Raw genomic sequence first — 24785 nt, forward strand, 5'->3', positions numbered from 1 at the left:
GGTAGATCGCTATATTCTAGCCTTGCATTGCCTTTTAGAAAGGAGTTTTGTTGTGATTTTGTTCAATGGATTATAAATCAGATAAATAAAGTTCGATTGCGTTGACAAAATCCCCTTAGAAATGGGTATTCATTCAAGAAGGTTCAAGTAAAGATTGTGCTTTCTCGATTTGTTGAGAAACTGCTTTTTGGCTTGTTCCCCCATAACTTTGTCTGCGCTTGACAGCTTCATCAGGCTGTAAATAATTGTAAATATCGTGTTCAATCATTGGATGATACGACTGATAAACATCGATAGGCACGTCGAGTAGATATAGATTGTTTTGAATGGACCATAGTACGACCTTTCCAACAATTTCATGAGCTTCTCTAAATGGAATCCCTTTACCGACGAGATAGTCAGCAAGCTCTGTCGCATTTGAAAAGTCTTTTCGTACTGTTGATGATAACCGCGAAGTGTTCACAGTCATCGTATCTAACATCCCTTTAAAAATACGTAATGAACCTTTTAATGTATGAACTGCATCAAACAATCCTTCTTTGTCTTCTTGCATATCTTTATTATATGCAAGGGGTAATCCCTTCAGTGTGACGAGCATACTCATTAAATGACCGGTCGTACGGCCCACTTTGCCACGAATAAGTTCTGCCATATCAGGGTTCTTTTTCTGAGGCATAATAGATGAACCTGTTGAAAATGTATCAGATAATGTAATGAACTGAGCCTCTTCTGACGACCAAAAAATGATTTCTTCTGCTAGACGAGATAAATGTACCATACATAAGCTAATATTGTGTAATGTTTCAATAATATAATCTCGATCACTCACTGCATCTAGACTATTCTCATAAATGTCATTAAAGCCTAATAAACGCATAGTCTCATGACGGTTGATTGGATAAGTTGTCCCACTCAATGCGGCTGCGCCTAATGGAGAGATATCAATTCGTTTTAACGCATCTTTAAAACGGGATTTATCGCGCTCTAACATCCAAAAATAAGTCATAATGTGATGAGCGAAAGAGATCGGTTGAGCTCTTTGTAAATGCGTATAGCCTGGCATAATAGTATCAATGTGATGCTCGGCAAGTTGTAAGATACTTTTTTGGAAAGATTCAATTGCAGAAATGATAACATTGACCTCTTTTTTAGTATAAAGATGCATATCTGTTGCTACTTGATCGTTTCGACTGCGTCCAGTATGCAATTTTCCGCCAGTAGCCCCAATCCGTTTAATGAGTTCATGTTCGATATTGAGGTGAATATCTTCTAAAGATTCTTGGAAAACGAGTTGATGATTATGAAAGTCTTTTTGGATTGACTTTAACCCTTCAATAATGTGGTCACATTCATCTTGACGAATAATCCCCTGATTAGCCAACATTGTGGCATGTGCAATACTACCTTCAATATCTTCGGCTAATAGGTTTTGGTCAAAGTGGATGGAAGCATTAAATGCATCCACCCATTCTTCTGGATGACCTTCAAATCTACCACCCCATGCTTTTTTACTCATCGGCATAACCCCCATGGCGCATGGCATTAACTTGAGTAGGCAAACCATAAATCTCGATAAAGCCGACTGCTGCTTCCTGATTAAATGCATCTTCTTTAGTATAAGTGGCTAATTTTTCATTGTATAATGTGTATTCTGATTTTCTACCATTAACAGTGGCATGTCCTTTAAAGAGCTGGATACGAACATCCCCTGTTACAAATTGTTGTGTTTGATCGACAAATGACTTTAAAGCATCTGTAAGTGGTGAAAACCATAGTCCGTTATAGACTTGTTCTGCAAGTTGCTTTTCCACAATAGGCTTAAAGTGGGCGACATCTTTTGTTAAGGTAATCGTTTCTAAACCGTGATGTGCTTTCATAATGACTTCAGCACCTGGAGTTTCATATACTTCTCTTGATTTAATACCTACGAGCCTGTTTTCAATATGATCAATACGACCGATGCCATGTTTTCCTGCTAGTTCATTTAAGTGAAGAATTAATTGATCTAATGCATAGGGTTTATGGTTAATATGAGTTGGAAGACCTTCTTTAAATGATAAAATAATGTCATCTGGCGTGTCGGGTGTATCTTCCAATTCGTTTGTAAGATCAAATGCATCTTTTGGAGGTGCTGCATAAGGGTCTTCTAAAATACCACATTCATTACTACGCCCCCATAAATTTTGGTCAATTGAGTAGGGGGATTCTTTGCCAATCGGAACAGGTATATGATGTTTTACCGCATAATCTATCTCTTCTTCACGACTCCATCCCCATTCTCTGACTGGTGCAATAACTTTCAAATTAGGGTCTAACGCTTTAATTGCGACCTCAAAGCGAACTTGATCGTTTCCTTTACCTGTACATCCATGGGCTATGGCTGAAGCATTCGTTTGATGAGCAATTTCGACTAGTTTCTTTGAGATTAAAGGACGAGATAACGCTGATACGAGAGGATACACATTTTCATATTTTAAATTCGCCTTAATCGCATAAGCTACATAATCTTCTGAAAATTCTAGTGTAGCATCGATGACATGAGATTCAACTGCCCCCATATCTAGCGCTTTTTGATAAACGACATCAAGGTCTTTTCCTTCACCAACATCTAAACAGCATGCAATGACATCATAACCTTGTTCGATTAACCATTTGACTGCTACACTCGTATCTAACCCACCTGAATAGGCTAACACTACTTTTTCTTTCATCATACATTCACCTCTGATTAAATTTGTTGATAGCAAAACTATAACACAAATGAGTTAATATGCAAATAGTTAAATAAATATACATTTTAAGTGTGTGTTCTTTGCATCTCAGGTTCTGTTAATTGAATTTAAATGGGGAAGTTAGTAAAATAAAAGCGAATTCAGATTCAATAGGAGGCAAAGTGTATGACACATATCCAATTAGATTATCAAAAAGCTTTAAAATTTTTGGGTCAACATGAAATCGACCAACAACAAGATTTAGTGCAACACATACATCAAACGATTCATAACGGGACTGGTGCAGGTAGTGACTTTTTAGGATGGATTGATTTACCTGTAGATTACGATAAAGAAGAGTTTAGCCGTATATTAGAAGCTGCTCAACGAATCAAATCAAATTCAGATGTCCTTGTTGTAATTGGAATTGGTGGTTCATACTTAGGCGCTCGTTCAGCGATTGAAATGTTAACGCCAGCATTTAAAAAAGAGCATGACTTACCAGAAATTATCTTTGCTGGACATCATTTATCATCATCGTATCTCCAAGAATTGATTGATTATCTTGATGGTAAAGATTACTCAGTAAATGTTATTTCGAAATCAGGAACAACTACAGAGCCAGCAGTTGCGTTTCGTTTGTTTAAGCAGTTATTAGAGGACAAATATGGAAAAGAAGAAGCTGTTCAGCGTATTTTTGCTACAACAGATAAAGAAAAAGGTGCATTAAAACAACTGGCAACGAATGAAGGATATGAGTCATTTGTAGTTCCAGATGATGTAGGCGGACGTTTCTCAGTGTTAACTGCAGTGGGACTATTGCCAATTGCAGTAGCAGGTATTGATATTGAAGCAATGATGGGCGGTGCACAAAAAGCGCGTGAAGAGCTTTCAACTGATGATTTATCGACAAATATCGCTTATCAATATGCAACTATTCGCAATGTATTGTATAACAAAGGCTATACGACTGAAATGCTCATTAACTACGAACCGTCTCTGCAATATTTCAATGAATGGTGGAAACAATTATTTGGTGAATCTGAAGGTAAAGACTTAAAAGGAATCTACCCTTCAAGTGCTAACTTTACAACTGACTTACATTCATTAGGACAATATGTACAAGAGGGACGTCGCTTCTTATTTGAAACAGTGATTAAAGTAGAGGCACCAAAACATGAAATTACAATCGAAAAAGATGCCGATGATTTAGATGGTTTAAACTATTTAGCTGGTAAAACAATCGATGAAGTCAATTCAAAGGCTTTTGAGGGGACATTACTTGCTCATACTGATGGCGGTGTACCTAACTTAGTGATTTCAGTGCCAAAATTAGATGCTGAAACATACGGTTATCTTGTATACTTCTTTGAGTTAGCTGTAGCGATGAGTGGCTATCAATTAGGAGTTAATCCATTTAATCAGCCAGGTGTAGAAGCATACAAACAAAATATGTTCGCACTATTAGGGAAACCGGGCTTTGAAGATAAGAAAAAAGATTTAGAAGCACGTTTGTAGTGAGTATTCAAAAGTTTAGGCTCTATAATAAATCGGACTGGTGTATAAATAATTTTATTTATTTGATTGTTCCATAAAGCCTCGCTTTTCTAGGCGCCTCACCTCAACTCATTTTAAGATTGAACTTACCCAATCTTAAAATGGATTTTCGGTTACGGCAAGATGCCTCAGAAGTCTCGGCTTAGGAATCAATCAAATGTGCTATATTTATTCACACCCTTAAGTTATAAAATATGATTTACCAACGCAATTTTACTGATTTATGTCGTATTAAAAGAGGCATTAATGTTCAAGACTTTATGATCACACAACGAAAAGGGAGTTAAGCAATACATTATTGCATAACGCCTTAATTTAATGGACCAGTCCAATTTGACTGAGAGCCAAAGTATATAAGTCGTGACATTCGGACTGGCGTAAATACATGCTAGTCCGAATTTTTCAGTAGCGATAAAGGCTGTTAATACGCACTAAAATTAAATTATGATTTAAAATGGGTAAAAAAGTAACATTTATATAAAGTTTATGATAAGATTAAGCATATTGTTAAGACCTAATGTGAGTGAGGATTTGTCAATGCGTACAATAGTTCGATCATTTGTAGCTTTGATTTTGGCTATAGTCGCTTTATGCTTTCTTGTGCTATTTATTGTTATTCCTTATCAAGTGAGTCAATCTAGCATGGCACCGACATTGAGTATGGGTGACAGAATAATTGTCAATAAGTTGAAAGTAAGATTAAATATGTTAGAGCATGGTGATGTCGTTGTATTCCAACAAAATGGAACGTATCGTGTTGGTCGGATTATAGGAGATCCTGGTCAGTCTGTCGCATACCAATCAGGACAACTTGAGCTCGATAATCGTCCTGTTGATGAGCCATACATTCATCGTGCATATGAAGCAACATGGTCAGCGCGTGAGCTTCCCAATGTTGAGAGTGATATCATACCACCTAACCAATACTTGGTTTTAAATGATCATCGTTTGGATGAAGGTGACTCAAGAAGATATGGATTAATTGATAAACGTGATATGATAGGAAGTGCGTTATTGCGTTATTTTCCTTTAAATCAAACAACTGTAAACTTTAAAAATTAGAGGTGTCAAAAATTGAAAAAAGAAACTGTTGAATGGATTATTTCCATAGGTTTAGCGATACTTATTGTAGGTGTATTATACGCATTTGTGATTAAGCCTTATAATGTTAAAGGAGACTCTATGTTTCCAACATTAAAAGATGGTGAACGTGTTATCGTCAATAAGCTGAGCAAAACTTTTGGACATTTAGATAATGGAAACGTAATTGTTTTTCATGCTAATGAATCAGATGATTATGTCAAACGAATTATTGGCAAACCAGGAGACCATGTTGAATACAAAGATGATCAATTGTATTTAAATGGAAAAAAAGTCGATGAACCCTATTTAGATTATAATGAAAAACATAAAAGTTATGATAAGATAACAGGAGATTTTGATTCTCAAGAGTTGCCGGGAAGTGATGGGGAAGCAAAAATTCCAAATGATAAATACTTAGTTTTAGGGGATAATCGAGAAGTAAGTAAAGATAGTAGAGCGTTTGGTTTAATCGATGAAGATCAAATTGTCGGGACAGTTTCTTTACGTTTCTGGCCATTTAACAAATTTAAAATAAACTTTAATCCTGATCACACAGAACCACAATCTTAAATGAAATATTAAACTTGAATATAGAGATGCTAATAACGAGACAAATGCTAATTAAATGTTAGTTTTTGTCTCGTTTTATCATTATTAAAGATACATGATTTTGGAGATCGATTTTTTGATACAAATGATATAATAGAAGCAATATCATTCATATAAGACGATAAAATTAAAAAAGAGGGGGATTACGATGTTTCGTACTTTTATTGGACGCGCAGGTACTGGAAAAAGTATGCAAATGTTAAAAGAGATTAAAAATCAATTAAAAGAAGAGCCTCTAGGAAGTCCTATTATTGTGATAACCCCGATGCAAGGGACATATTTATATGAACAAGCATTTGTTAATGATCCTATTCTTAAAGGGAGTTTACGTGCTGAAGTTTTACATTTTGAGCGTTTAAGTCATCGGATCTTTCAAGAATTAGGTGGTATTCAAGAAAAGCGCATTTCGACAATTGCGATTGAAATGATGATTTATGATATTTTGCAAGATGAAAAACATCAGTTAAAGCTCTATCATTCACAAGTGGGTTATATCGGTTTTAGCGCTAAATTACGTGAACAGATACAGGATTTTGAGAAATATGCTGTAACACCTGAAGTCATTCGTGAAACGGCTAAAGATGAGCAGTTGGACTTGAGGATGCGTGATAAATTACATGATATTGGACTCGTTTATGAGAAATTGATAGAGCGCATGTCCGATGATTATATTTCTTCTGAAGCCTTAATGAATCGCTTTATTAAAAATATTCCAAGATCAAAATGGTTACAACAAGCAGATATATACATAGATGGATTTCACAACTTTTCAACGCAGGAATATCAAATTATAGAAGCTCTCGTTAATCATGCTCGTTCAGTCACTGTGTTATTAACGACAAATGGTGATGAAGACGTATTGAGTATGTTTCGCAAACCTTCTGAGTCACTCAAACAACTGAAAGCTATTGCTAAGCGTAGTCAAACGCCAATAGAATTAGAGGTATTCAAAGCGCCGTTACGTTTTAAAAACACAGACTTACAAAGATTGGAACATCAGTTTGACTTGTTACAACGTGATGAAAGTATAGAGGCAAAAGGTGATATTCAAATATTGGAAGCACCAACAACTCGTGAGGAAATTAATGAAGTGGCAAGAAGTATACTCAGAGATGCACGAGAGCGCCAATATCGATTTAACGATATTGCAATTTTATATCGTGATCCTTCATATATCTATTTATTAGAATCGATTTTACCTCAATTTGACATTCCATACAACGTAGATGTTAAACAATCGATGACAGACCATCCGATTATGGAAATGTTGAGAGCGCTTATTGAAGTCATTCGAACAAGCTGGAACTTTGAACCTTTGATGCGTTTATTTAAGACGAATGTTTTGACAGAACATTATGCAAATAGTGATCGGCTTATTGATATACTAGAAAACTATGCAATCGAACGAGGCATATATGGTCAACGATGGATCGATCCAAATTATTTTCAGCTTGAACAATTCCAAAAGTTAGGATCACGTCCGAATCGCGAACTGTCAGCATTAGAAATTGAAAGATATCAACGTGTCATCGATTTGAAAAATGATGTGATGAATAAGTTACTTCAATTTGAAGAGCGATTGACAAAGGGCGAACATGCGAGGGATTATGCAACGTCTTTTTATGAAGTGATGGAAGCTTTTGAATTGCCAAATCAATTAATGACGCAACGGGACATGCTTGATGTTGCAGGTAAACACACTGAAGCTGAAGAGATTGATCAAATTTGGAATGGATTTATACGCGTTCTTGATGATATTGTGAATGTTTTTAATACACGTGAGATGACATTAACGCGTTTTCTTGAAATTTTAGATGTTGGTCTTAATGAGTTAGAGTTTTCAATGATTCCTCAAACATTGGATCAAGTGACAATTGGAACGATGGACTTAGCGAAAGTAGATAATAAAAAACATGTTTATTTAATTGGGATGAATGATGGCGTCATGCCTCAATCGATTAATGGTACAAGTTTAATATCAGATGAAGAAAAGAAGCGATTTGAGACATATACAGGACTACAATTAAGTCCTACTGCAGATATTCTTCAAATGGATGAAGCATTCGTTTGTTATTTTGCGATGACGCGATCAACTGAACGTGTCTCCTTTTCATATAGTTTGATGGATAGCAGTGGCTCAAATAGAGAAAGAAGTCCTTATCTTGATGAAATACAGCATATGTTTACGAATTTAAAAGTGATTAATATAAAGCATCAGCATGATCAAGATACTTTATCATTAGTGGAACATCCTCATCAAACGAAAACACATCTATTTGAGGCGATGAAATTATGGCTAGATGAAAGTTTAATTTCTGAAACATGGTTTACAGTATATCATGCTATGAAAAAACACGATGCCTTAAATCATTATATTAAACATTTAGAAACGGCTTTAACGTATGATAACCATACGATTCAGTTGCATCCTCAACTGGCTATTGACTTATATGGAAAGTCTATCAATGCAAGTGTGTCTCGTTTTGAAAATTATCAACAGTGTCCCTTCAAACATTATGCATCACATGGATTGCGATTGAATGAGCGAACAAAATATCAACTTCAAAGTTTTGATTTAGGAACGATTTTTCATGATGTTTTAAGATATATTGCCGATAAAGTTGAAGGTCGGTTGAATCAATTGACGGCAAAACAAATTACAGCACTAACCGAAGAAGCGCTAGATTTGTACTTACCTCATGTACAATTTAACCTTTTAAACTCTACTTCATATTATCGATATTTATCTAAACGAATTGGGGCGATCATACAAGCCACATTACATGCGATGAAGCATCAAACGACACACTCTCAATTTAAACCTATTGCATTTGAAAGGACGTTTCGAAAAAATCCGAGGTCTAGCGAAGAATTAAAAGCGCAAACATTAAAAACGAAACAAGGTATACCGATTAATATTCGTGGACAAATTGATCGAATTGACGTTTACCAGCATCATGACAAAAGTTTTATTAATATTATTGACTATAAATCTTCTGATGGCAGTGCGCAGTTGGACCTCGTTAAAGTTTATTATGGATTACAAATGCAAATGATGACCTACATGGACATTGCTTTACAAAATAAAGAAAGACTCCATTTAACAGAGGATGTTAAACCAGGAGGATTTTTGTATATGTATGTTCATAAATTTAGAGATAAAAAGCGCTCGTGGTCTAATTTAAATCCAGATAATTTGGAGAATGAGTTTTTAAAATCATATCAGTTAAGCGGATTGCTTAACAATGATCCGGATGTGTTAGATGCATATGATATTCGCATGGAACCTGGATATAAGTCGGATATTGTGCCGTTAGGTATGAAGAAAGATGGCGCACTGTATGCAACGAGTAAGGTTGCTGATGAAAAAGTAATACGTCAACTTATCAAACATAACCAGCATCATTTTATCAATACAGCGACACATATTATGGATGGTCATACTTCTGTGACACCTCTGAAATATAAAGAAAAATTACCGTGTGAATTTTGTAGTTACCAATCAGTTTGTCACGTGGATAGTTTAATTGATAGTCGTAAATATAGACAAGTTGATGAAAAAATCAATCCGATTGAATTACTTGAGAAGGAGATAAGAGAGGAGGATGAAGATGACAATTCCAACGAAGCCCGATAACGTTCAATGGACAGATGCGCAATGGGAGAGTATATATGCACAGGGTAGAGATGTCTTAGTAGCTGCAGCTGCAGGATCTGGAAAAACTGCTGTTTTAGTTGAACGTATCATTCAACGGATCATTCGTGATGGTATTGATGTGGATCGTTTGTTGGTTGTTACTTTTACGAATCTAAGTGCTCGTGAGATGAAACATCGTATTGAAGCACGGATTCAGCAAGCATCTATAGAAGATCCGTCAAATCAACACCTCAAAAATCAAAGAAGTAAAATTCAGCAAGCTCATATTTCTACATTGCATAGTTTTTGTTTGAAATTAATACAGCAACATTATGATGTTTTAAATATAGATCCGAATTTTAAAACAGCGAGTGAAGTAGAAAATATTTTACTATTAGAGCAAGTGATTGATGATGTTTTAGAGGTACACTACGATCGTCTGGCGCCCGAATTCGTGACGCTCACAGAACAGATCTCTACTGATCGTGATGATGCAGGCTTACGTGATATTATAAAAAATCTCTATCATTTTAGTATTGCAAACCCAAATCCAAAAGCGTGGTTAAATGCATTAAATCAATCTTATTTAGATGGAGAGCTACAACAGCGTTACTTAAAGATCTTAGATGAGTATGTTCGACTCTATTTAATTGCAGCACAAAATGCGATAGAAGCGGCGTACCAAAAATTTGAGTCAGTTGGTGAATATCCAAAACATATAACGTTTATCGACAATCACCGCCAATTCTTGAATGCATTGTTAAGTGAACCACGTATCAATAAGTCCAAATTACATGAATATCAATTGGGGAGAATGCCCGCGAAGCCTTCAGACGTACGAAAAGATGAGATGTTAAACAAAGCATATGAAGAGTTCAAAAGTTCGTATGATCAGTTTAAAGGTTACATTCAAAAAGTACAGGACGAGTTTGTAGCACGTGAAGATGACAGTTTAACAGAAGAATTAATACATTTAGCGCCGAGAGTTGCTTATTTGGCAGAATTGACAAATGACGTTATTGATGCTTTTAGTAAAGCAAAACGTGAACGTAATATTCTAGATTTTTCAGACTATGAACATTTTGCCTTACAAATTTTAAAGAATGAAGAGGGAAATCCATCAGAAATCGCGCAGTTATATCGTGAAAAATTTGATGACATTTTGGTTGATGAATATCAAGATACGAATAAGGTGCAAGAGGAGATTATCACAAGTATTAAACGTGGGGATGAATCGAATGGTAATCTGTTTATGGTGGGAGACGTAAAGCAATCAATATATAAATTCCGTCAAGCAGATCCAAGTTTATTTATTGAAAAATATGAGCGTTTTAATCGAACTGATGAAACAAAAGGCTGGCGCATCGATTTATCCCAAAACTTTCGTTCAAGAAAAGAAGTGCTATCAACAACCAATTATTTATTTCATCATATGATGGATAGCCAAGTGGGTGAAATAGAATATGATCATGCAGCACGATTATACTATGGTGCATCATTTGATGAGGTCGATGTGCCACTTCACTTTAATGTATTAGTGAAAGATCAGAATAGTGACCTTGATATAAATGAACAAGAAGCACATCTTGTAGCGCAACAAGTTCAAACGATACTTGAAACTCAAAAAGTATATGATACTCAAACAAACACATACCGTAAAGCAACATATAAAGATATCGTGATTTTAGAACGGAATAACAATAATGCACGTCAATTACAACAAGTATTTAAAGATAAAGATATTCCATTGTTTGTGAATAGTAAACAAGGCTATTTTGAACAAACTGAAGTCCGTTTAATGCTCTCTTTTCTAAGAACAATTGATAATCCGCTTCAAGATGTTTATTTAGTTGGATTAATGCGTTCGGTTATCTATCAATTTACGGAAGAAGAGCTTGCTAAAATCCGTGTGACTGCACCAGATGAAGTCTATTTTTATCAATCTATACAGCACTATTTAGCGTTTGAGGAAAAGGAACAGACTTTAGTAGATAAGTTAAATCATTTCTTAGATGACTTGACGAAATATCAATCATATAGTCGTCATCATACAGTGTATCAACTGATTGATAAATTATATAATGATCACTATTTGATCCAATATTTCAGTGGGTTAACAGGTGGCAAAGGTCGCCGCGCCAATTTATATGGGTTGTTTAATAAAGCTGTTGATTTTGAAAATTCAAGTTTTAGAGGTCTGTTTCAATTTATTCGTTTTATTGATCAAATGATTGAACGCGGCAAAGACTTTGGTGAAGAAAATGTAATAGGCCCTAATGATAATGTTGTTCGATTAATGACGATTCATAGCAGTAAAGGGCTTGAGTTCCCGTTTGTCATTTATTCTGGCTTAAGCCGAAAGTTTAATATGCGGGATTTGGGACGACCTGTTGTACTGAATCAGCACGAAGGATTGGGATTACAATATTTTGATGAAACAGAAGGACTATTTTATCCATCTTTAATATCAATGACAATTGACTTAATAAATCAAAAAGAATTGATTTCAGAGGAGATGCGATTAGTGTATGTTGCTTTAACTCGAGCAAAAGAACAGCTTTATTTAATAGGAACAACAGATGATGACGAAAAGTTAGCAAAGTTAAGAGAAACGCCAATTGAACATGATAAGTTAACGACAATTGAGAGACTGAACGCCAAAACGCCATTTCAATTGATTTACAGTGTGCTGAGTAAGCATTTAAGTACAGATATATTAGACCAATATTTATTTGCAGGAGAACTAGCAGATAAAGAAGAATCGCTTCGTCCATCTGTGTCATTAAACTATATTAAAGCCGAAGATATTCTACCAGTAGAAGAAACCGATGACACAGCACAAAAACGGTCAATTGAAACGTTAAAAAATCGTTTGGCACTTGAACCAACGCAGCAATCAACGCTTGAATTAATCGAGGCACAGTTGCTTTATGAGTATCCTCATCGAAAAGCTACACAACACGCTTCAAAGCAATCTGTGTCTGAACTTAAGCGATTAATGGAAACAGAACAAGCAAATACGAGTTATGATCGTGTAAGACAATACCAATTAGGCGTGGCGACATATGATCGTCCAAGCTTTATGCAAGAAGATCGATTAACACCAACAGAAATTGGAACACTGATGCACACGGTGATGCAACATTTACCATTCCAAGCAGAGGGACTTACGGATGATGAGCTAGATGCATACTTTGACAAACTTGTGGTTCATTCGATTATTAAAGCTGAAGATATACGATATATTCGAAAGTCTGAGATACGTGATTTTATTAACAGCAAGTTGTACCAAACAATTGCTACAAGTGACCAAATATATCGCGAATTGCCATTTATTGTTAATCAGAATGACGTTGAACAAGAAGGGACACAGGAAGATTCATCTATTATTCAAGGGATGATAGACCTTGTATTCGTCAAAGATGGAACATACCATTTTGTAGATTATAAAACAGATGTGTTCGTTCGACGTAAAGGAATGACAGATGATGAAATAGGTCAACAGTTGCGAGAAAAGTATCGCGTTCAAATGGAATATTACAAACGTGCACTTGAAACGATTTTAAAACGACCGGTATCAGGTCGTCTATATTTCTTTAAGTTTGGTGAAATTTTCATAAATTAATAGGGAATGACAATAATTTGTGATTTGTCTAAATTTTTCGTTATAATACGAATAAGATATAAGTTAGGAGCTGATGATGAATGAAATTTTTATCATTCAAACATAAAGATCAAACGTCTTATGGTGTTAAAGTAAAGCGTGAAGAAGCAGCTTGGGATTTAATAAAAGTATTCGCTGACTTCGTGGAAGGAGATTTTCAGCCTAAAACGTTATTAGAAGGATTGCAACATAATCAAACAGTAGATTTTCAAGAGCAAGTACGTAAAGCTGTTGTTGCTGCTGAGGAAAGTGGTCGTGCTGAAGCATATAAAGTTCAATTTGAAGAGATTGAATTTTTGCCACCAGTGACGCCTACAAATAATGTCATTGCTTTTGGTCGCAATTATAAGGATCACGCACAAGAGCTCAATCACGAGGTCGACCGATTATATGTTTTCACTAAAGCCGCTTCATCTTTAACTGGTGATGAAAGCACAATTCCAAATCATAAAGATGTGACTGATCAATTAGACTATGAAGGTGAACTCGGTATTGTCATTGGCAAACACGGTTCCAAAATACCAAAAGGTCTAGCGTTGGATTATGTGTATGGTTATACAATTATTAATGATATTACTGACCGCAAAGCGCAAAAACAACACGATCAAGCATTCTTATCAAAAAGTTTAACAGGCGCTTGTCCAATGGGACCGTACATCGTCACAAAAGATGAGTTACCGACACCAGAAAATGTAAATATCGTTACTAAAGTGAATAATAAGATACGTCAAGATGGTAATACTTCAGAGATGATACTCAAAATTGATGAATTAATTCAAGAAATTTCAAAATATGTTGCGTTACATCCAGGTGATATTATCGCAACTGGAACGCCAGCTGGGGTAGGTGCAGGTATGAATCCACCTCAATTTTTACAACCAGGTGATGAAGTCAAAGTGACCATTGATAACATTGGTACTTTAACAAATTACATTTCTAAATCAGAAGAATCATAATCGATATAAAGGCTGGAATGAAGGTGCATATTAAGATGCATCTTCATTCCATTTTTTTATGTTACTTAGATGAGTATATTTAAAAAGGTTCTATAGTAAATCGGACTGGTGTATAAATAATTTCATTTATTTGATTGTTCCATAAAGCCTCGCTTTTCTAGACGTCTCACCTCAACTCATTTTAAGATTGAACTTACCCAATCTTAAAATGGATTTTCGGTTACGGCAAGATGCCTCAGAAGTCTCGTCTTAGGAAACAATCAAATTTGCTATATTTATTCACACCCTTAAGTTATAAAATATGTTTTACCAACTCAATTTTACTGATTTATGTTGTATTAAAAGAGGCGTTAATGTTCAAGACTTTATGATCACACAACGAAAAAAGAGTTAAGCAATCCATTATTGCATAACGCCTTAATTTAATGCGACCAGTCCAATTTGACTGAGCGCCTTTAAAATTCACATATCATTTGAAGAAGTGCAAGGGTTATTCGAGGTTTTTAAAGGTTGAATAATGGAAATGGATAAGTATCAAGGCATTGAATATGTTATGATAGACAAGGTGTATAAAAGGAGGGAAAATAATGCTTTTAACAAATTTGCATATTATAAGTTGGGTTATTTTGCTAATTCTATTTTTTGCAGCATATGAAAATTTCTCAGATAAACAAGGCGCAACGCCATTATTTAAGCCACTACACATGGCATTACGTCTTTTTATGGTATTTGTATTGATTACAGGCTTTTGGCTTATTTCAAAAGCGTTTATGAGTGGAGATGCAAACCATATGCTATTAACATTGAAGATGGTTGGTGGATTAGCTGTTGTGGGGTTAATGGAAGTGACATTAGCACGTAAGAAAAAGGCAACTTCAAGTCGTAAGCTGTTTGTGTGGACATGGGTTGTTGCGATTATCACGATTCTTTTAGGTGCTATTTTGCCTTGGGGACCTATTACTGGACTCTTTCACTAAATAAAATGTCTATCATCATTAATTGCTTAAATAAGCGTATGATGATAGACATTTTTGCTATCTCATTCTTATTAGTGATTTCGAGATTTATATCCTATCATATTAATCAAATCTTTAGGATGACTGTATGGTGGTGCATAGGCGACTTCAAATTCGACCAAGTCATCCACTTTTGCATGATGCATCATAGCCATCGTTAATACATCGATACGTTTATCAACACCCTTTTGACCTACAGCAGCTGCACGAATGATTTGCCGTGTATCAGTATCAAAATAGACACGTAAATGAACTTCTGAATTTTGAGGATAATATCCTGCATGTGTCCCATTTTTGACATCGATAACGCGATAGTTGAATTTTGAAAGATCAGCAGTTGAAACACCTGTACTTGCTAACGTGTACTCAAAAAATTGGACAATATTTGCCCCTAAAAACCCTTTAAAACGAACGTGAGTATTGCCGATTAAATGCTCCGCGACAATACTTGCAGCACGATGAGCACCCCAAGCGAGAGGGACATGCGTTGGTAAATCAACATGACGATAATGATGTGTTGTAATATCACCAATAGCATAGATGTTAGGAATGTTAGTTTGAAAATGATCATTTACTGGAATATAACCTTGGTCGTTTATATTGACACCAGAATCTTGTATAAACTCTGAATTCGGAATAACACCCACACCTGTGATAATTAAGTCATAAGATTCTACTAACCCTGATGTAAAAGTGACCTCTTTATCATTGATAGATTTAATCTCTTCATTCAAACGGTAAGAAATCTGATGTGATTTCAATGCGTCAAAGATGACCGCATTCATATCTTGATCCATAAGTTTATTGATGGATTCAGAACGATGAATCAAAGTAGGATTTAATCCGCGCTCATACATATTTTCAACGACTTCTAAACTGATATAACCAGCCCCAACCACAAGTACATCGTTAACTTGGTGCGCCTCAATAAAAGATTCAATTTGATCAGTATCTTCCATATTACGTAATGTAAAAAGTCGTGACGAATCAAAATTAAGTTGACGTGCACGTGCACCTGGACTCAATACTAAAACATCATAGGCATCCTTAAATGTATGACCATTTTCATGGTTATGAATTGTAACGGTTTGATTTTTACTATCGATTGCGATGACCTCATGTTTTAATTTAACATTAATATTACGATTGGATTTAAAGGATTCGGGTGTCTCTGGTAATAAATCATCACGTTCTTTGACCACATTGCCTAAATAATAAGGTAAGCCACAATTTGCAAAACTCATAAAGGCTCCTTTGTCATAAACTGTAATCTCGCTTGATGAATCTAATCGTCGAATTTGACTTGCACATGTGGCACCACCAGCTACTGCACCAACGATAATTATTTTTCTCGTCATATCAACAATGCTCCTTTAGTTTGTTTATTTTGGTATATTAAGATTGAAAAATTCGTTTAGATACACTCCTATGCCATCCTCATTATTTGAAAGCGTGCATGAGTGGGCAACGTGTTTTAATTCATCAATCGCATTTCCCATAGCTATGCCGTATTTCGCATATTTTATCATTTCAAGGTCATTATCTTCATCGCCAAAAGCAATAATAGCATCACGCTCAATATCAAGGTAGTGACGTACGTAATCAATACCAGTTGCTTTACTAATGCCTTTTTTGACAATTTCTATGACTGGAAACGGTGCACCCCAACGACGATGTTCAATGTTTTCGGCATAAAAACGTGTTAAAGCTTGTTTAACTCTAGGAATCATATACTCTTCGGCTTCAATCAGAATACTCGTAGGGTCTTCTTTTAAAATATAGCGTAAATCGCCAACTTCAGTTTTAGGATTGCCGACACTAAAGCCATCAAATAGCCGTGGGTCAGGCTTATCGATATAGACACAATCCATCACTTCAGCAATAATATTTTTAACATTCATTTTCTTTAAAGTTTCAAGGATACTATACGATAAAGATTGATCCAATTGTTCATGTAATACTTTGAAATTGGAGTCCAGCGGGTGATGAATGTATGCGCCATTAAAGTTAATGACAGGGGAGTGCATGTTCAATTCTTCATAGTAACGTCTACTTGCACGGTAAGGTCTTCCTGTTGTAATCATTAATATATGACCTTGGTTTTGTAACGCTGTTAAAACTTTAAATGTATATTGAGGGATTTCTTTAGTATCATCTAATAATGTCCCATCTAAATCTAAACAAATTAAATACTTTTTCATGTGACTCTCCTTAATACAACTGTCTGTGTACCCATATCATAGCATTTTATTGTACAACTGTGTTGATTTTGATATATTGATGTTAGTAAGTTTTCAAAGAGGTGAAAAGTATGGAAGAGGCGTTAAAAGATAGTATTTTAGGTGCATTAGAAAATGTTATTGACCCTGAATTAGGTATAGATATCGTTAATTTAGGTCTTGTATATAAAGTGGATTTAGATGATGATGGATTATGTACAGTTGAAATGACTTTAACTTCTATTGGTTGTCCATTAGGGCCACAAATTGTCGATCAAGTCAAAACAGCATTAGGTGAATTACCAGAGATTAAAGATACTGAAGTCAATATCGTTTGGAATCCACCTTGGAATAAAGATATGATGTCACGTTATGCAAAAATTGCATTAGGTGTTAATTAAATAAAGGTATGATTTGAGGAATGTTGATGTAGTGATATCAATGTTCCTCTTTTCATTAGAAAATATCTATGCACCAAAATAAAAAAAGTCAAAGAAAGTCAAACACAACTATTGAAATATTCCTGTTTAGCGTTTATACTATTAATATAGTCAAAGAAAGTCAAAGTCAAAAAATCATTTTATCAATGTAAGGAGTGAGGCCTTTTGAATATTAATCAAATGACACATTCTATTCAAAACGCACTTCAAAAAGCAATTGAATATACTAAAGATTATAAGTTAACAAACGTTGAAGTAGAGGCTGTTCTAAAAGCAGTCCTTGAAGAAACAGATAGTTTATATCAAATCATTTTAGAACGCGCGAACGTAGATACAAATGCCTTAAAAGATGCATATGAAAATAAACTTAAAAATTATCCAACTGTTAAAGGGGATAATGTTCAATATGGACAATACGTATCATCTCAGACACATCAGCTGTTTAATAAAGCTGAGTCATATATGAAATCATATGAAGATGAGTTTATTTCAATGGAGCATATCGTTCGTGCTGCTATTGATGTCGATTCAACGACACAACAATTTGTACAAAATAAAAAAGAAGTTATCATCGAAGTGATTAAAAAATTAAGAGGAGGGAATCATGTGACAACACAAAACCCTGAAGTGAACTATGAAGCACTGTCTAAATACGGAAGAGATTTAGTCGAAGAAGTGCGTAAAGGAAATATGGATCCAGTTATTGGGCGAGATGAAGAAATCAGAAATACAATACGTATATTAAGTCGAAAAACGAAAAATAACCCCGTCTTAATTGGAGAACCAGGTGTTGGTAAAACAGCCATTGTAGAAGGGCTTGCACAACGTATAGTCAAAAAAGACGTCCCAGAGTCATTGTTAGATAAAACAGTATTTGAGCTTGATTTAAGTGCGCTTGTCGCTGGAGCTAAGTACCGAGGTGAATTTGAAGAACGTCTTAAAGCCGTTTTAAAAGAAGTCAAAGAATCAGATGGTCGCATTTTACTGTTTATTGATGAAATTCACATGTTAGTAGGAGCAGGTAAAACGGATGGTGCCATGGACGCTGGCAATATGCTAAAACCCATGCTAGCGCGGGGTGAATTGCACTGTATCGGCGCAACAACATTAAATGAGTATCGTGAATATATCGAAAAAGATTCAGCATTAGAGCGTCGATTCCAAAAGGTTAACGTTTCTGAGCCGAATATAGAGGATACGATTTCAATTTTACGTGGTTTGAAAGAACGTTACGAAGTGCACCACGGTGTACGCATTCAAGATAGAGCACTTGTAGCTGCAGCAGAATTATCAGACCGCTATATCACGGATCGTTTTTTACCGGATAAAGCAATTGATCTTGTAGACCAAGCTTCGGCAACGATTCGAACAGAAATGGGTTCAAACCCAACAGAATTGGATCAGGCAAACCGCCGCGTAATGCAACTAGAAATCGAAGAAAATGCTTTGAAAAAAGAATCAGATGAAGCAAGCCGTATCCGTTTAAAAGAACTTCAAGAAGAATTAGCTGAAGAAAAAGAGAAACAAGCACAACTTCAAGCACGTGTGGAAGAAGAAAAAGAAAAAATAGCTAAAGTTCAAGAAAAACGTGCAGAACTTGACGAAAGTCGTAAAGCATTAGAAGATGCTGAGAACAATTACGACCTTGAAAAAGCAGCTATACTTCAACACGGAAAAATACCTGAATTAGAAAAAGAACTCAAAACATTAGAAGCGGCTTTTCAAGAAGATCAAGGCGACGACAAAGCAGATCGTATTATTCGAGAGGTCGTAACAGATGAAGAAATCGGTGAAATTGTGAGTCAATGGACAGGAATTCCTGTATCTAAACTTGTCGAAACAGAGCGTGAAAAACTGCTACATTTATCCGATATTTTACACGAACGCGTTGTGGGTCAAGACCGCGCAGTTGATTTAGTGTCTGATGCAGTGGTACGCGCACGTGCAGGAATTAAAGATCCAAATCGTCCAATTGGTTCATTTTTATTCCTTGGACCAACGGGGGTCGGAAAGACAGAGCTGGCAAAGTCATTGGCATCGTCATTATTTGATTCTGAAAAGCATATGATACGTATTGATATGAGTGAGTACATGGAAAAACATTCAGTCTCACGTTTAATTGGAGCCCCTCCTGGTTATGTAGGGCATGACGAAGGTGGACAACTGACTGAAGCCGTTCGACGTAACCCATACTCGGTCATTTTATTAGATGAAATTGAAAAGGCGCACTCAGATGTCTTTAATGTCTTGCTTCAAATTTTAGATGAAGGTCGCTTGACTGATTCTAAAGGGCGTCGTGTTGATTTCAAAAATACAATCATTATTATGACAAGTAATATTGGATCACAAATATTACTTGAAGATGTGAAAGATACAGGTGTTATTACGGAAGAAACTGAAAATAAAGTGATGCAAAGTTTAAATGCATACTTTAAACCAGAGATATTGAACCGTATGGATGACATTGTACTATTCCGTCCATTATCAATTGATGATATGCAAATGATTGTCGATAAAATTTTAGTTAACTTAAATATGCGCTTAATGGATCAACGTATCCAACTGGATATGTCCGAAGAAGCAGAAAATTGGATGGGTCGAGAAGCGTATGAGCCACAATTTGGAGCACGTCCACTTAAACGATTTGTCCAAAGACATGTTGAAACACCATTAGCAAGATTGATGATTAAAGACAATTTACCTGAAGGCACACGAGTACACGGTTATTTAAAAGATAACGAAATTGCTTTTGATATTGAAAAACCAACACTAGAGGCTTAATCTATACTATTTAGACGAGATGAACTTTTTAAAAGGAATCATCTCGTCTTTTTTAATGAAAGTTAATCATGATATATAACTAAAAAATAGATGTTGAAAATATTTATATCAAATAAATATTGATGTTATATAAATAAATGTTTATGATAAAAATGATAGAAGCAGTGAATGGTAACGTCACAGTAGTTCATCAATCGCATGTCTTATGTTATGAGAAGGGATGTTTGCTTTTATTGAATCATAGGGGCGCTTCCTATACTATCTATCATGATTTTAAATACATAGAAAAAAGGTGAAAAAATATGCACAAATGGGCAAAACTATCAGCAACACTTATAGCAACAAGTCTATTAACAGCACCGTTAGCTCAATCCGTACAAGCTGATGAAATGCAGAGTGCTACGGAGCAATCGCAAGGTACGATGCAAACAGCAGAGCAAACGCTTGGTCAACAAAATATAATGAGTGTATCTTGGTATCAGAATTCTACTGAAGCAAAGGCGCTTTATGCGCAAGGGTATAACGCAGCAAAAGAATCTTTGAGCCAAAAAATTAAGCAACATAAAGGTGGAAAGAAATTAGCAATCGCATTAGACATCGACGAAACTGTATTGGATAATTCACCATATCAAGCGTATAGTGCATTATATGGACAAACATTTCCAGAAGGTTGGCATGAGTGGGTTGCTTCTGCACAAGCGGAGCCTGTATATGGTGTTAAAGACTTTTTAGATTATGCGCATAAAAATAATGTAGAAATCTTTTATATTTCAGATCGTTCACATGAAAAAGACTTAAATGCAACGATTAAAAATTTGAAAAAAGAAAAATTACCTCAAGCAAATTCTAAACACGTGTTACTCAAAAAAGAAGGGGAACATGGTAAATCAGAAAGACGTAATCAAGTGCGTACACAATATAATTTGGTGATGCTGTTTGGTGATAATTTATTAGATTTTGATGAACCTTCTGAGCCTACAGCAAAAGCACGAGACACTTTCTTAAAACAACACGAAGATGAATTTGGAAGTAAATATATTATTTTCCCAAATCCAATGTATGGCAGTTGGGAAGCGACATTATACAACAATGATTATAGTATTGATGCAACACAAAAAGATCAACTCAGAAAAGAATCTATTCATTTCTTTGATCCAAAAAGCCAAAAGGTACAAGATTATCAAGTGTAATCCGTCACATTTAGATAATTATAGAAGTTCTTCATTCATTGTATAACGGTTTTCTAGACAGGAAGTCTGCAATTGTTTGAATGAATCAACGTATCATGTTAAAAAATGACAACACACTAAAATAGCGTGTTGTCATTTTTAAGTATATAACTTATTTAGGTTGATGCTCTTCATATTTGGGTGGCGTCATCGCTTTGCCTAAAATAATGACAGCAATTGTAGTAATGACAGCGACAACTAGCGGCGTTATTACATCAACTGAACCACCACCATTTAAGCTATTTAATACAAAGTTAACCATTTCTAATAATAATATAGCCCAAACTAATGTTACAATGTATTTCATTGAATTTTGCCTCCGTATGAAATGATAATTCTATTATAATAATATTATATCTATTTGTATAGTGTCGCATAGCATCTCACTTGTAATCTTTTAATTATATATGTTAAATTATTACCTGGTATTAAAAAATTAAAAGAAGGTGTTCAAACCATGAACGTAGGTATAAAAGGGTTTGGGACATACGTGCCTGAACGTGTTATTGATAATGCATATTTCGAATCGTACCTTGAAACATCAGATGAATGGATTTCTCAAATGACAGGAATTAAAGAGCGTAGATGGGCTCATGAGCAACAAGATACGTCAGACTTAGCTTATGAAGCAAGTGTACGAGCAATTGAAGATGCAGGTATCAAGCCAAATGACATCGACATGGTTATCGTAGCGACGTCTACAGGAGATCACCGTTTTCCAACTGTAGCCAATATGTTGCAAGAACGACTTGGTCTTCAGAAAGTAGCATCAATGGATCAACTTGCTGCTTGTACAGGTTTTATGTATGGTATTGTGACAGCGAGATCATTTGTACTTTCAGGTGACTATCATAATGTTTTAGTTGTTGGGGCTGATAAACTTTCCAAAATTACAGATTTGAATGATCGTTCAACAGCAATCTTATTTGGTGATGGTGCTGGAGCAGCGATTATTGGTGAAGTCTCAGAAAACCGTGGTATTTTAAGTTATGAACTAGGTTCTGATGGTATAGGTGGCAAATATTTATACCAAGATAATGATACAAATTTTATACGAATGAATGGGCGCGAAGTATTTAAGTTTGCTGTAAGAGTTATGGGAGATTCATCTTCACGTGCAATAGAAAAAGCAAATATGACGTCAGATGATATTAATATGTTTATCCCACATCAAGCTAATATTAGAATTATGGAATCATCACGTCAGCGCCTTAAATTACCTAAAGAAAAGATGAGTGTTTCAGTAGATAAGTATGGCAATACATCTGCTGCTTCTATTCCTTTGAGTATAGGTCAAGAGTTAAAAAATGGTAAAATTAAAGATGATGATGTACTCGTGTTAGTCGGTTTTGGTGGCGGATTGACATGGGGATCAGTTGTCATAAGATGGGGTAAATAGTAGAGGAGGAAAAAATATGACAAAGAAGCAACGTGTTGTAGTGACAGGTTTAGGTGCATTATCACCGATTGGTAATGACGTACCTACAATGTGGAATAATGCCTTAAATGGTGTCAACGGTATCGACTCGATTACAAGAATTGATACTGATCCTTATCAGGTACATATAGCAGGAGAATTAAAAGACTTTGATGTTGAATCGTATATTCCTAAGAAAGAAGCACGTAAAATGGCGCGATTTACACAATATGCGGTGGTCGCTGCACGACAAGCTATTGAAGATTCTGGTTTAACGATTGATGAAACAAATGCAAATCGTGTTGGTGTATGGATTGGTTCAGGAATAGGTGGTATGGAAACGTTTGAAGAAGCATTCGAGCAACTTCAAAAACGTGGACCACGTCGAGTGAGTCCGTTTTTTGTACCTATGCTTATTCCGGATATGGCATCAGGACAAGTTTCAATTGACTTAGGTGCAAAAGGGCCTAATGGATCAACGGTGACTGCTTGTGCAACAGCAACCAATTCAATAGGTGAAGCTTTTAAATTTATTGAACGTGGCGATGCAGATGTTATGATTGCAGGTGGAACAGAGGCGCCTATTACACATATGTCTATCGCAGGATTTAGTGCGAGTCGTGCATTATCAACAAATGATGATGTTGAAACGGCATGTCGTCCTTTCCAAGAAGGACGTGACGGCTTTGTAATGGGTGAAGGTGCAGGAATACTCGTTCTTGAGTCACTAGAGTCAGCACAAGCGCGTGGAGCAAATATTTATGCAGAAGTTGTAGGATATGGCTCAACAGGTGATGCTCATCATATCACAGCACCGGCTCCTGAAGGCGAAGGAGGTTCGCGTGCAATGGAAGCAGCATTAAATGATGCTGGTATTGAGCCTAAAGACGTACAATATTTAAATGCACATGGTACAAGCACACCAGTTGGAGATTTATACGAAATACAAGCGATTCAAAAAACGTTTGGAGAAGCGGCGAAATCTTTAAAAATTAGTTCGACTAAGTCAATGACTGGTCATTTATTAGGTGCCACAGGTGGTATTGAAGCTATCTTTTCAATTCTATCAATTAGAGACAGTAAAGTTGCGCCGACAATTCATGCCAATACACCTGATCCTGAGATCGATTTAGATATTACGCCAAATAAAGCTGTGGATTTAGATATTGAATACGCAATGAGTAACAGCTTAGGATTTGGCGGACATAATGCAGTACTTGTTTTTAAAAAATTTAATGATTAATTCAAAAAGTATAGGCTAGAACGTAGTAACGTTCTTTGGAAACTGATAAGCAGTTCCAACCAAAAGTTACCTACTTTTTATCTAAACATTGACTACAAAAAAGACGAATGAGCAAATGTTAGAAGCTCGTTCGTCTTTTTTTATGGAGAATTTATGGTTCTATAGTAAATCGGACTGGTGTATAAATAATTTCATTTATTTGATTGTTCATAAAGCCTCGCTT

The 24785-nt window shown here is 35.5% G+C and carries 17 protein-coding genes; 12 read left to right on the forward strand and 5 right to left on the reverse strand.

The window, feature by feature from the left end:
* Positions 1 to 133: 133 nt before the first annotated feature.
* Together argH and C7J90_RS06565 are read right to left on the reverse strand one after the other, a co-directional pair.
* Positions 134 to 1516 (reverse strand): argininosuccinate lyase, encoded by a 1383-nt coding sequence (argH, locus tag C7J90_RS06560; protein ID WP_103210508.1) that lies wholly within the window; start codon positions 1514 to 1516, stop codon positions 134 to 136.
* The gene (locus tag C7J90_RS06565) at positions 1509 to 2711 is read right to left on the reverse strand and encodes an argininosuccinate synthase (RefSeq protein ID WP_103210509.1); all 1203 of its coding nucleotides are present in this window, start codon (positions 2709 to 2711) and stop codon (positions 1509 to 1511) included. Before C7J90_RS06565 ends, argH begins: the two co-directional genes overlap by 8 nt.
* 186 nt (positions 2712 to 2897) lie before the next feature.
* Here C7J90_RS06565 and C7J90_RS06570 point away from each other — a divergent pair, with 186 nt between their 5' ends.
* From C7J90_RS06570 to C7J90_RS06600, 7 genes are all read left to right on the forward strand, one after another.
* On the forward strand, positions 2898 to 4229 hold the full coding sequence (locus C7J90_RS06570) for a glucose-6-phosphate isomerase (RefSeq protein ID WP_103210511.1): 1332 nt from the start codon (positions 2898 to 2900) through the stop codon (positions 4227 to 4229).
* A 576-nt stretch (positions 4230 to 4805) separates the two neighbouring features.
* Positions 4806 to 5330 carry a signal peptidase I gene (gene lepB / locus C7J90_RS06575; RefSeq protein ID WP_103210512.1) on the forward strand — a complete coding sequence of 175 codons (525 nt, stop codon included), beginning with the start codon at positions 4806 to 4808 and terminating at the stop codon, positions 5328 to 5330.
* A 12-nt stretch (positions 5331 to 5342) separates the two neighbouring features.
* Positions 5343 to 5921, forward strand: a complete 579-nt coding sequence (gene lepB / locus C7J90_RS06580; RefSeq protein ID WP_103210514.1) for a signal peptidase I — start codon at positions 5343 to 5345, stop codon at positions 5919 to 5921.
* A gap of 187 nt (positions 5922 to 6108) precedes the next feature.
* On the forward strand, positions 6109 to 9597 hold the full coding sequence (addB, locus tag C7J90_RS06585; RefSeq protein ID WP_103210515.1) for a helicase-exonuclease AddAB subunit AddB: 3489 nt from the start codon (positions 6109 to 6111) through the stop codon (positions 9595 to 9597).
* Positions 9572 to 13222: a helicase-exonuclease AddAB subunit AddA gene (addA, locus tag C7J90_RS06590; RefSeq protein WP_103210517.1), complete on the forward strand. Its 3651-nt coding sequence runs from the start codon at positions 9572 to 9574 to the stop codon at positions 13220 to 13222. Before addB ends, addA begins: the two co-directional genes overlap by 26 nt.
* An 80-nt stretch (positions 13223 to 13302) precedes the next feature.
* Complete coding sequence (locus C7J90_RS06595) at positions 13303 to 14217, forward strand: fumarylacetoacetate hydrolase family protein (protein ID WP_103210519.1); 915 nt, start codon at positions 13303 to 13305, stop codon at positions 14215 to 14217.
* A gap of 587 nt (positions 14218 to 14804) precedes the next feature.
* Positions 14805 to 15194, forward strand: a complete 390-nt coding sequence (locus C7J90_RS06600; RefSeq protein ID WP_103210521.1) for a YisL family protein — start codon at positions 14805 to 14807, stop codon at positions 15192 to 15194.
* Positions 15195 to 15265: 71 nt separating this feature from the next.
* Here the strand turns inward: C7J90_RS06600 and C7J90_RS06605 are convergent, their stop codons facing one another.
* Complete coding sequence (locus C7J90_RS06605) at positions 15266 to 16591, reverse strand: CoA-disulfide reductase (RefSeq protein WP_103210523.1); 1326 nt, start codon at positions 16589 to 16591, stop codon at positions 15266 to 15268.
* Positions 16592 to 16615: 24 nt separating this feature from the next.
* Entirely contained in the window at positions 16616 to 17434 is an 819-nt protein-coding gene (locus C7J90_RS06610; RefSeq protein WP_103210525.1) for a Cof-type HAD-IIB family hydrolase, read from the reverse strand.
* 110 nt (positions 17435 to 17544) lie between these two features.
* Here C7J90_RS06610 and C7J90_RS06615 point away from each other — a divergent pair, with 110 nt between their 5' ends.
* From C7J90_RS06615 to C7J90_RS06625, 3 genes are all read left to right on the forward strand, one after another.
* Positions 17545 to 17853, forward strand: coding sequence for a metal-sulfur cluster assembly factor (locus C7J90_RS06615; protein WP_103210527.1), 309 nt, complete (start codon positions 17545 to 17547; stop codon positions 17851 to 17853).
* A gap of 204 nt (positions 17854 to 18057) precedes the next feature.
* Positions 18058 to 20673 (forward strand): ATP-dependent chaperone ClpB, encoded by a 2616-nt coding sequence (gene clpB, locus C7J90_RS06620; RefSeq protein ID WP_103210529.1) that lies wholly within the window; start codon positions 18058 to 18060, stop codon positions 20671 to 20673.
* Between the two features lie 302 nt (positions 20674 to 20975).
* On the forward strand, positions 20976 to 21863 hold the full coding sequence (locus C7J90_RS06625) for a 5'-nucleotidase, lipoprotein e(P4) family (protein WP_103210531.1): 888 nt from the start codon (positions 20976 to 20978) through the stop codon (positions 21861 to 21863).
* A 151-nt stretch (positions 21864 to 22014) separates the two neighbouring features.
* On the opposite strand, the gene C7J90_RS06630 is transcribed toward C7J90_RS06625, so the two are convergent.
* The gene (locus tag C7J90_RS06630) at positions 22015 to 22209 is read right to left on the reverse strand and encodes a YjzD family protein (RefSeq protein ID WP_103210533.1); all 195 of its coding nucleotides are present in this window, start codon (positions 22207 to 22209) and stop codon (positions 22015 to 22017) included.
* A gap of 150 nt (positions 22210 to 22359) precedes the next feature.
* On the opposite strand from C7J90_RS06630, the gene C7J90_RS06635 reads away from it, so the two are divergent.
* Both C7J90_RS06635 and fabF read left to right on the forward strand, forming a co-directional pair.
* Positions 22360 to 23301 carry a beta-ketoacyl-ACP synthase III gene (locus C7J90_RS06635; protein WP_103210535.1) on the forward strand — a complete coding sequence of 314 codons (942 nt, stop codon included), beginning with the start codon at positions 22360 to 22362 and terminating at the stop codon, positions 23299 to 23301.
* A 16-nt stretch (positions 23302 to 23317) separates the two neighbouring features.
* A complete protein-coding gene (gene fabF / locus C7J90_RS06640) occupies positions 23318 to 24562 on the forward strand; it encodes a beta-ketoacyl-ACP synthase II (protein ID WP_103210538.1) in 1245 nt (414 codons plus the stop codon).
* The last annotated feature ends 223 nt before the right edge of the window (positions 24563 to 24785 follow it).

The organism is Staphylococcus felis, from assembly GCF_003012915.1.
Taxonomy (GTDB): domain Bacteria; phylum Bacillota; class Bacilli; order Staphylococcales; family Staphylococcaceae; genus Staphylococcus; species Staphylococcus felis.

Bases quoted from the DNA above. Each gene is read 5' to 3' on its own strand.
- argH (WP_103210508.1), bottom strand. From the start codon at position 1,516: ATGAGTAAAAAAGCATGGGGTGGTAGATTTGAAGGTCATCCAGAAGAA.
- C7J90_RS06625 (WP_103210531.1), top strand. From the start codon at position 20,976: ATGCACAAATGGGCAAAACTATCAGCAACACTTATAGCAACAAGTCTA.
- C7J90_RS06610 (WP_103210525.1), bottom strand. From the start codon at position 17,434: ATGAAAAAGTATTTAATTTGTTTAGATTTAGATGGGACATTATTAGAT.
- lepB (WP_103210512.1), top strand. From the start codon at position 4,806: ATGCGTACAATAGTTCGATCATTTGTAGCTTTGATTTTGGCTATAGTC.
- C7J90_RS06595 (WP_103210519.1), top strand. From the start codon at position 13,303: ATGAAATTTTTATCATTCAAACATAAAGATCAAACGTCTTATGGTGTT.
- C7J90_RS06565 (WP_103210509.1), bottom strand. From the start codon at position 2,711: ATGAAAGAAAAAGTAGTGTTAGCCTATTCAGGTGGGTTAGATACGAGT.
- C7J90_RS06605 (WP_103210523.1), bottom strand. From the start codon at position 16,591: ATGACGAGAAAAATAATTATCGTTGGTGCAGTAGCTGGTGGTGCCACA.
- addA (WP_103210517.1), top strand. From the start codon at position 9,572: ATGACAATTCCAACGAAGCCCGATAACGTTCAATGGACAGATGCGCAA.
- C7J90_RS06570 (WP_103210511.1), top strand. From the start codon at position 2,898: ATGACACATATCCAATTAGATTATCAAAAAGCTTTAAAATTTTTGGGT.
- addB (WP_103210515.1), top strand. From the start codon at position 6,109: ATGTTTCGTACTTTTATTGGACGCGCAGGTACTGGAAAAAGTATGCAA.
- C7J90_RS06635 (WP_103210535.1), top strand. From the start codon at position 22,360: ATGAACGTAGGTATAAAAGGGTTTGGGACATACGTGCCTGAACGTGTT.
- C7J90_RS06630 (WP_103210533.1), bottom strand. From the start codon at position 22,209: ATGAAATACATTGTAACATTAGTTTGGGCTATATTATTATTAGAAATG.
- C7J90_RS06600 (WP_103210521.1), top strand. From the start codon at position 14,805: ATGCTTTTAACAAATTTGCATATTATAAGTTGGGTTATTTTGCTAATT.
- C7J90_RS06615 (WP_103210527.1), top strand. From the start codon at position 17,545: ATGGAAGAGGCGTTAAAAGATAGTATTTTAGGTGCATTAGAAAATGTT.
- fabF (WP_103210538.1), top strand. From the start codon at position 23,318: ATGACAAAGAAGCAACGTGTTGTAGTGACAGGTTTAGGTGCATTATCA.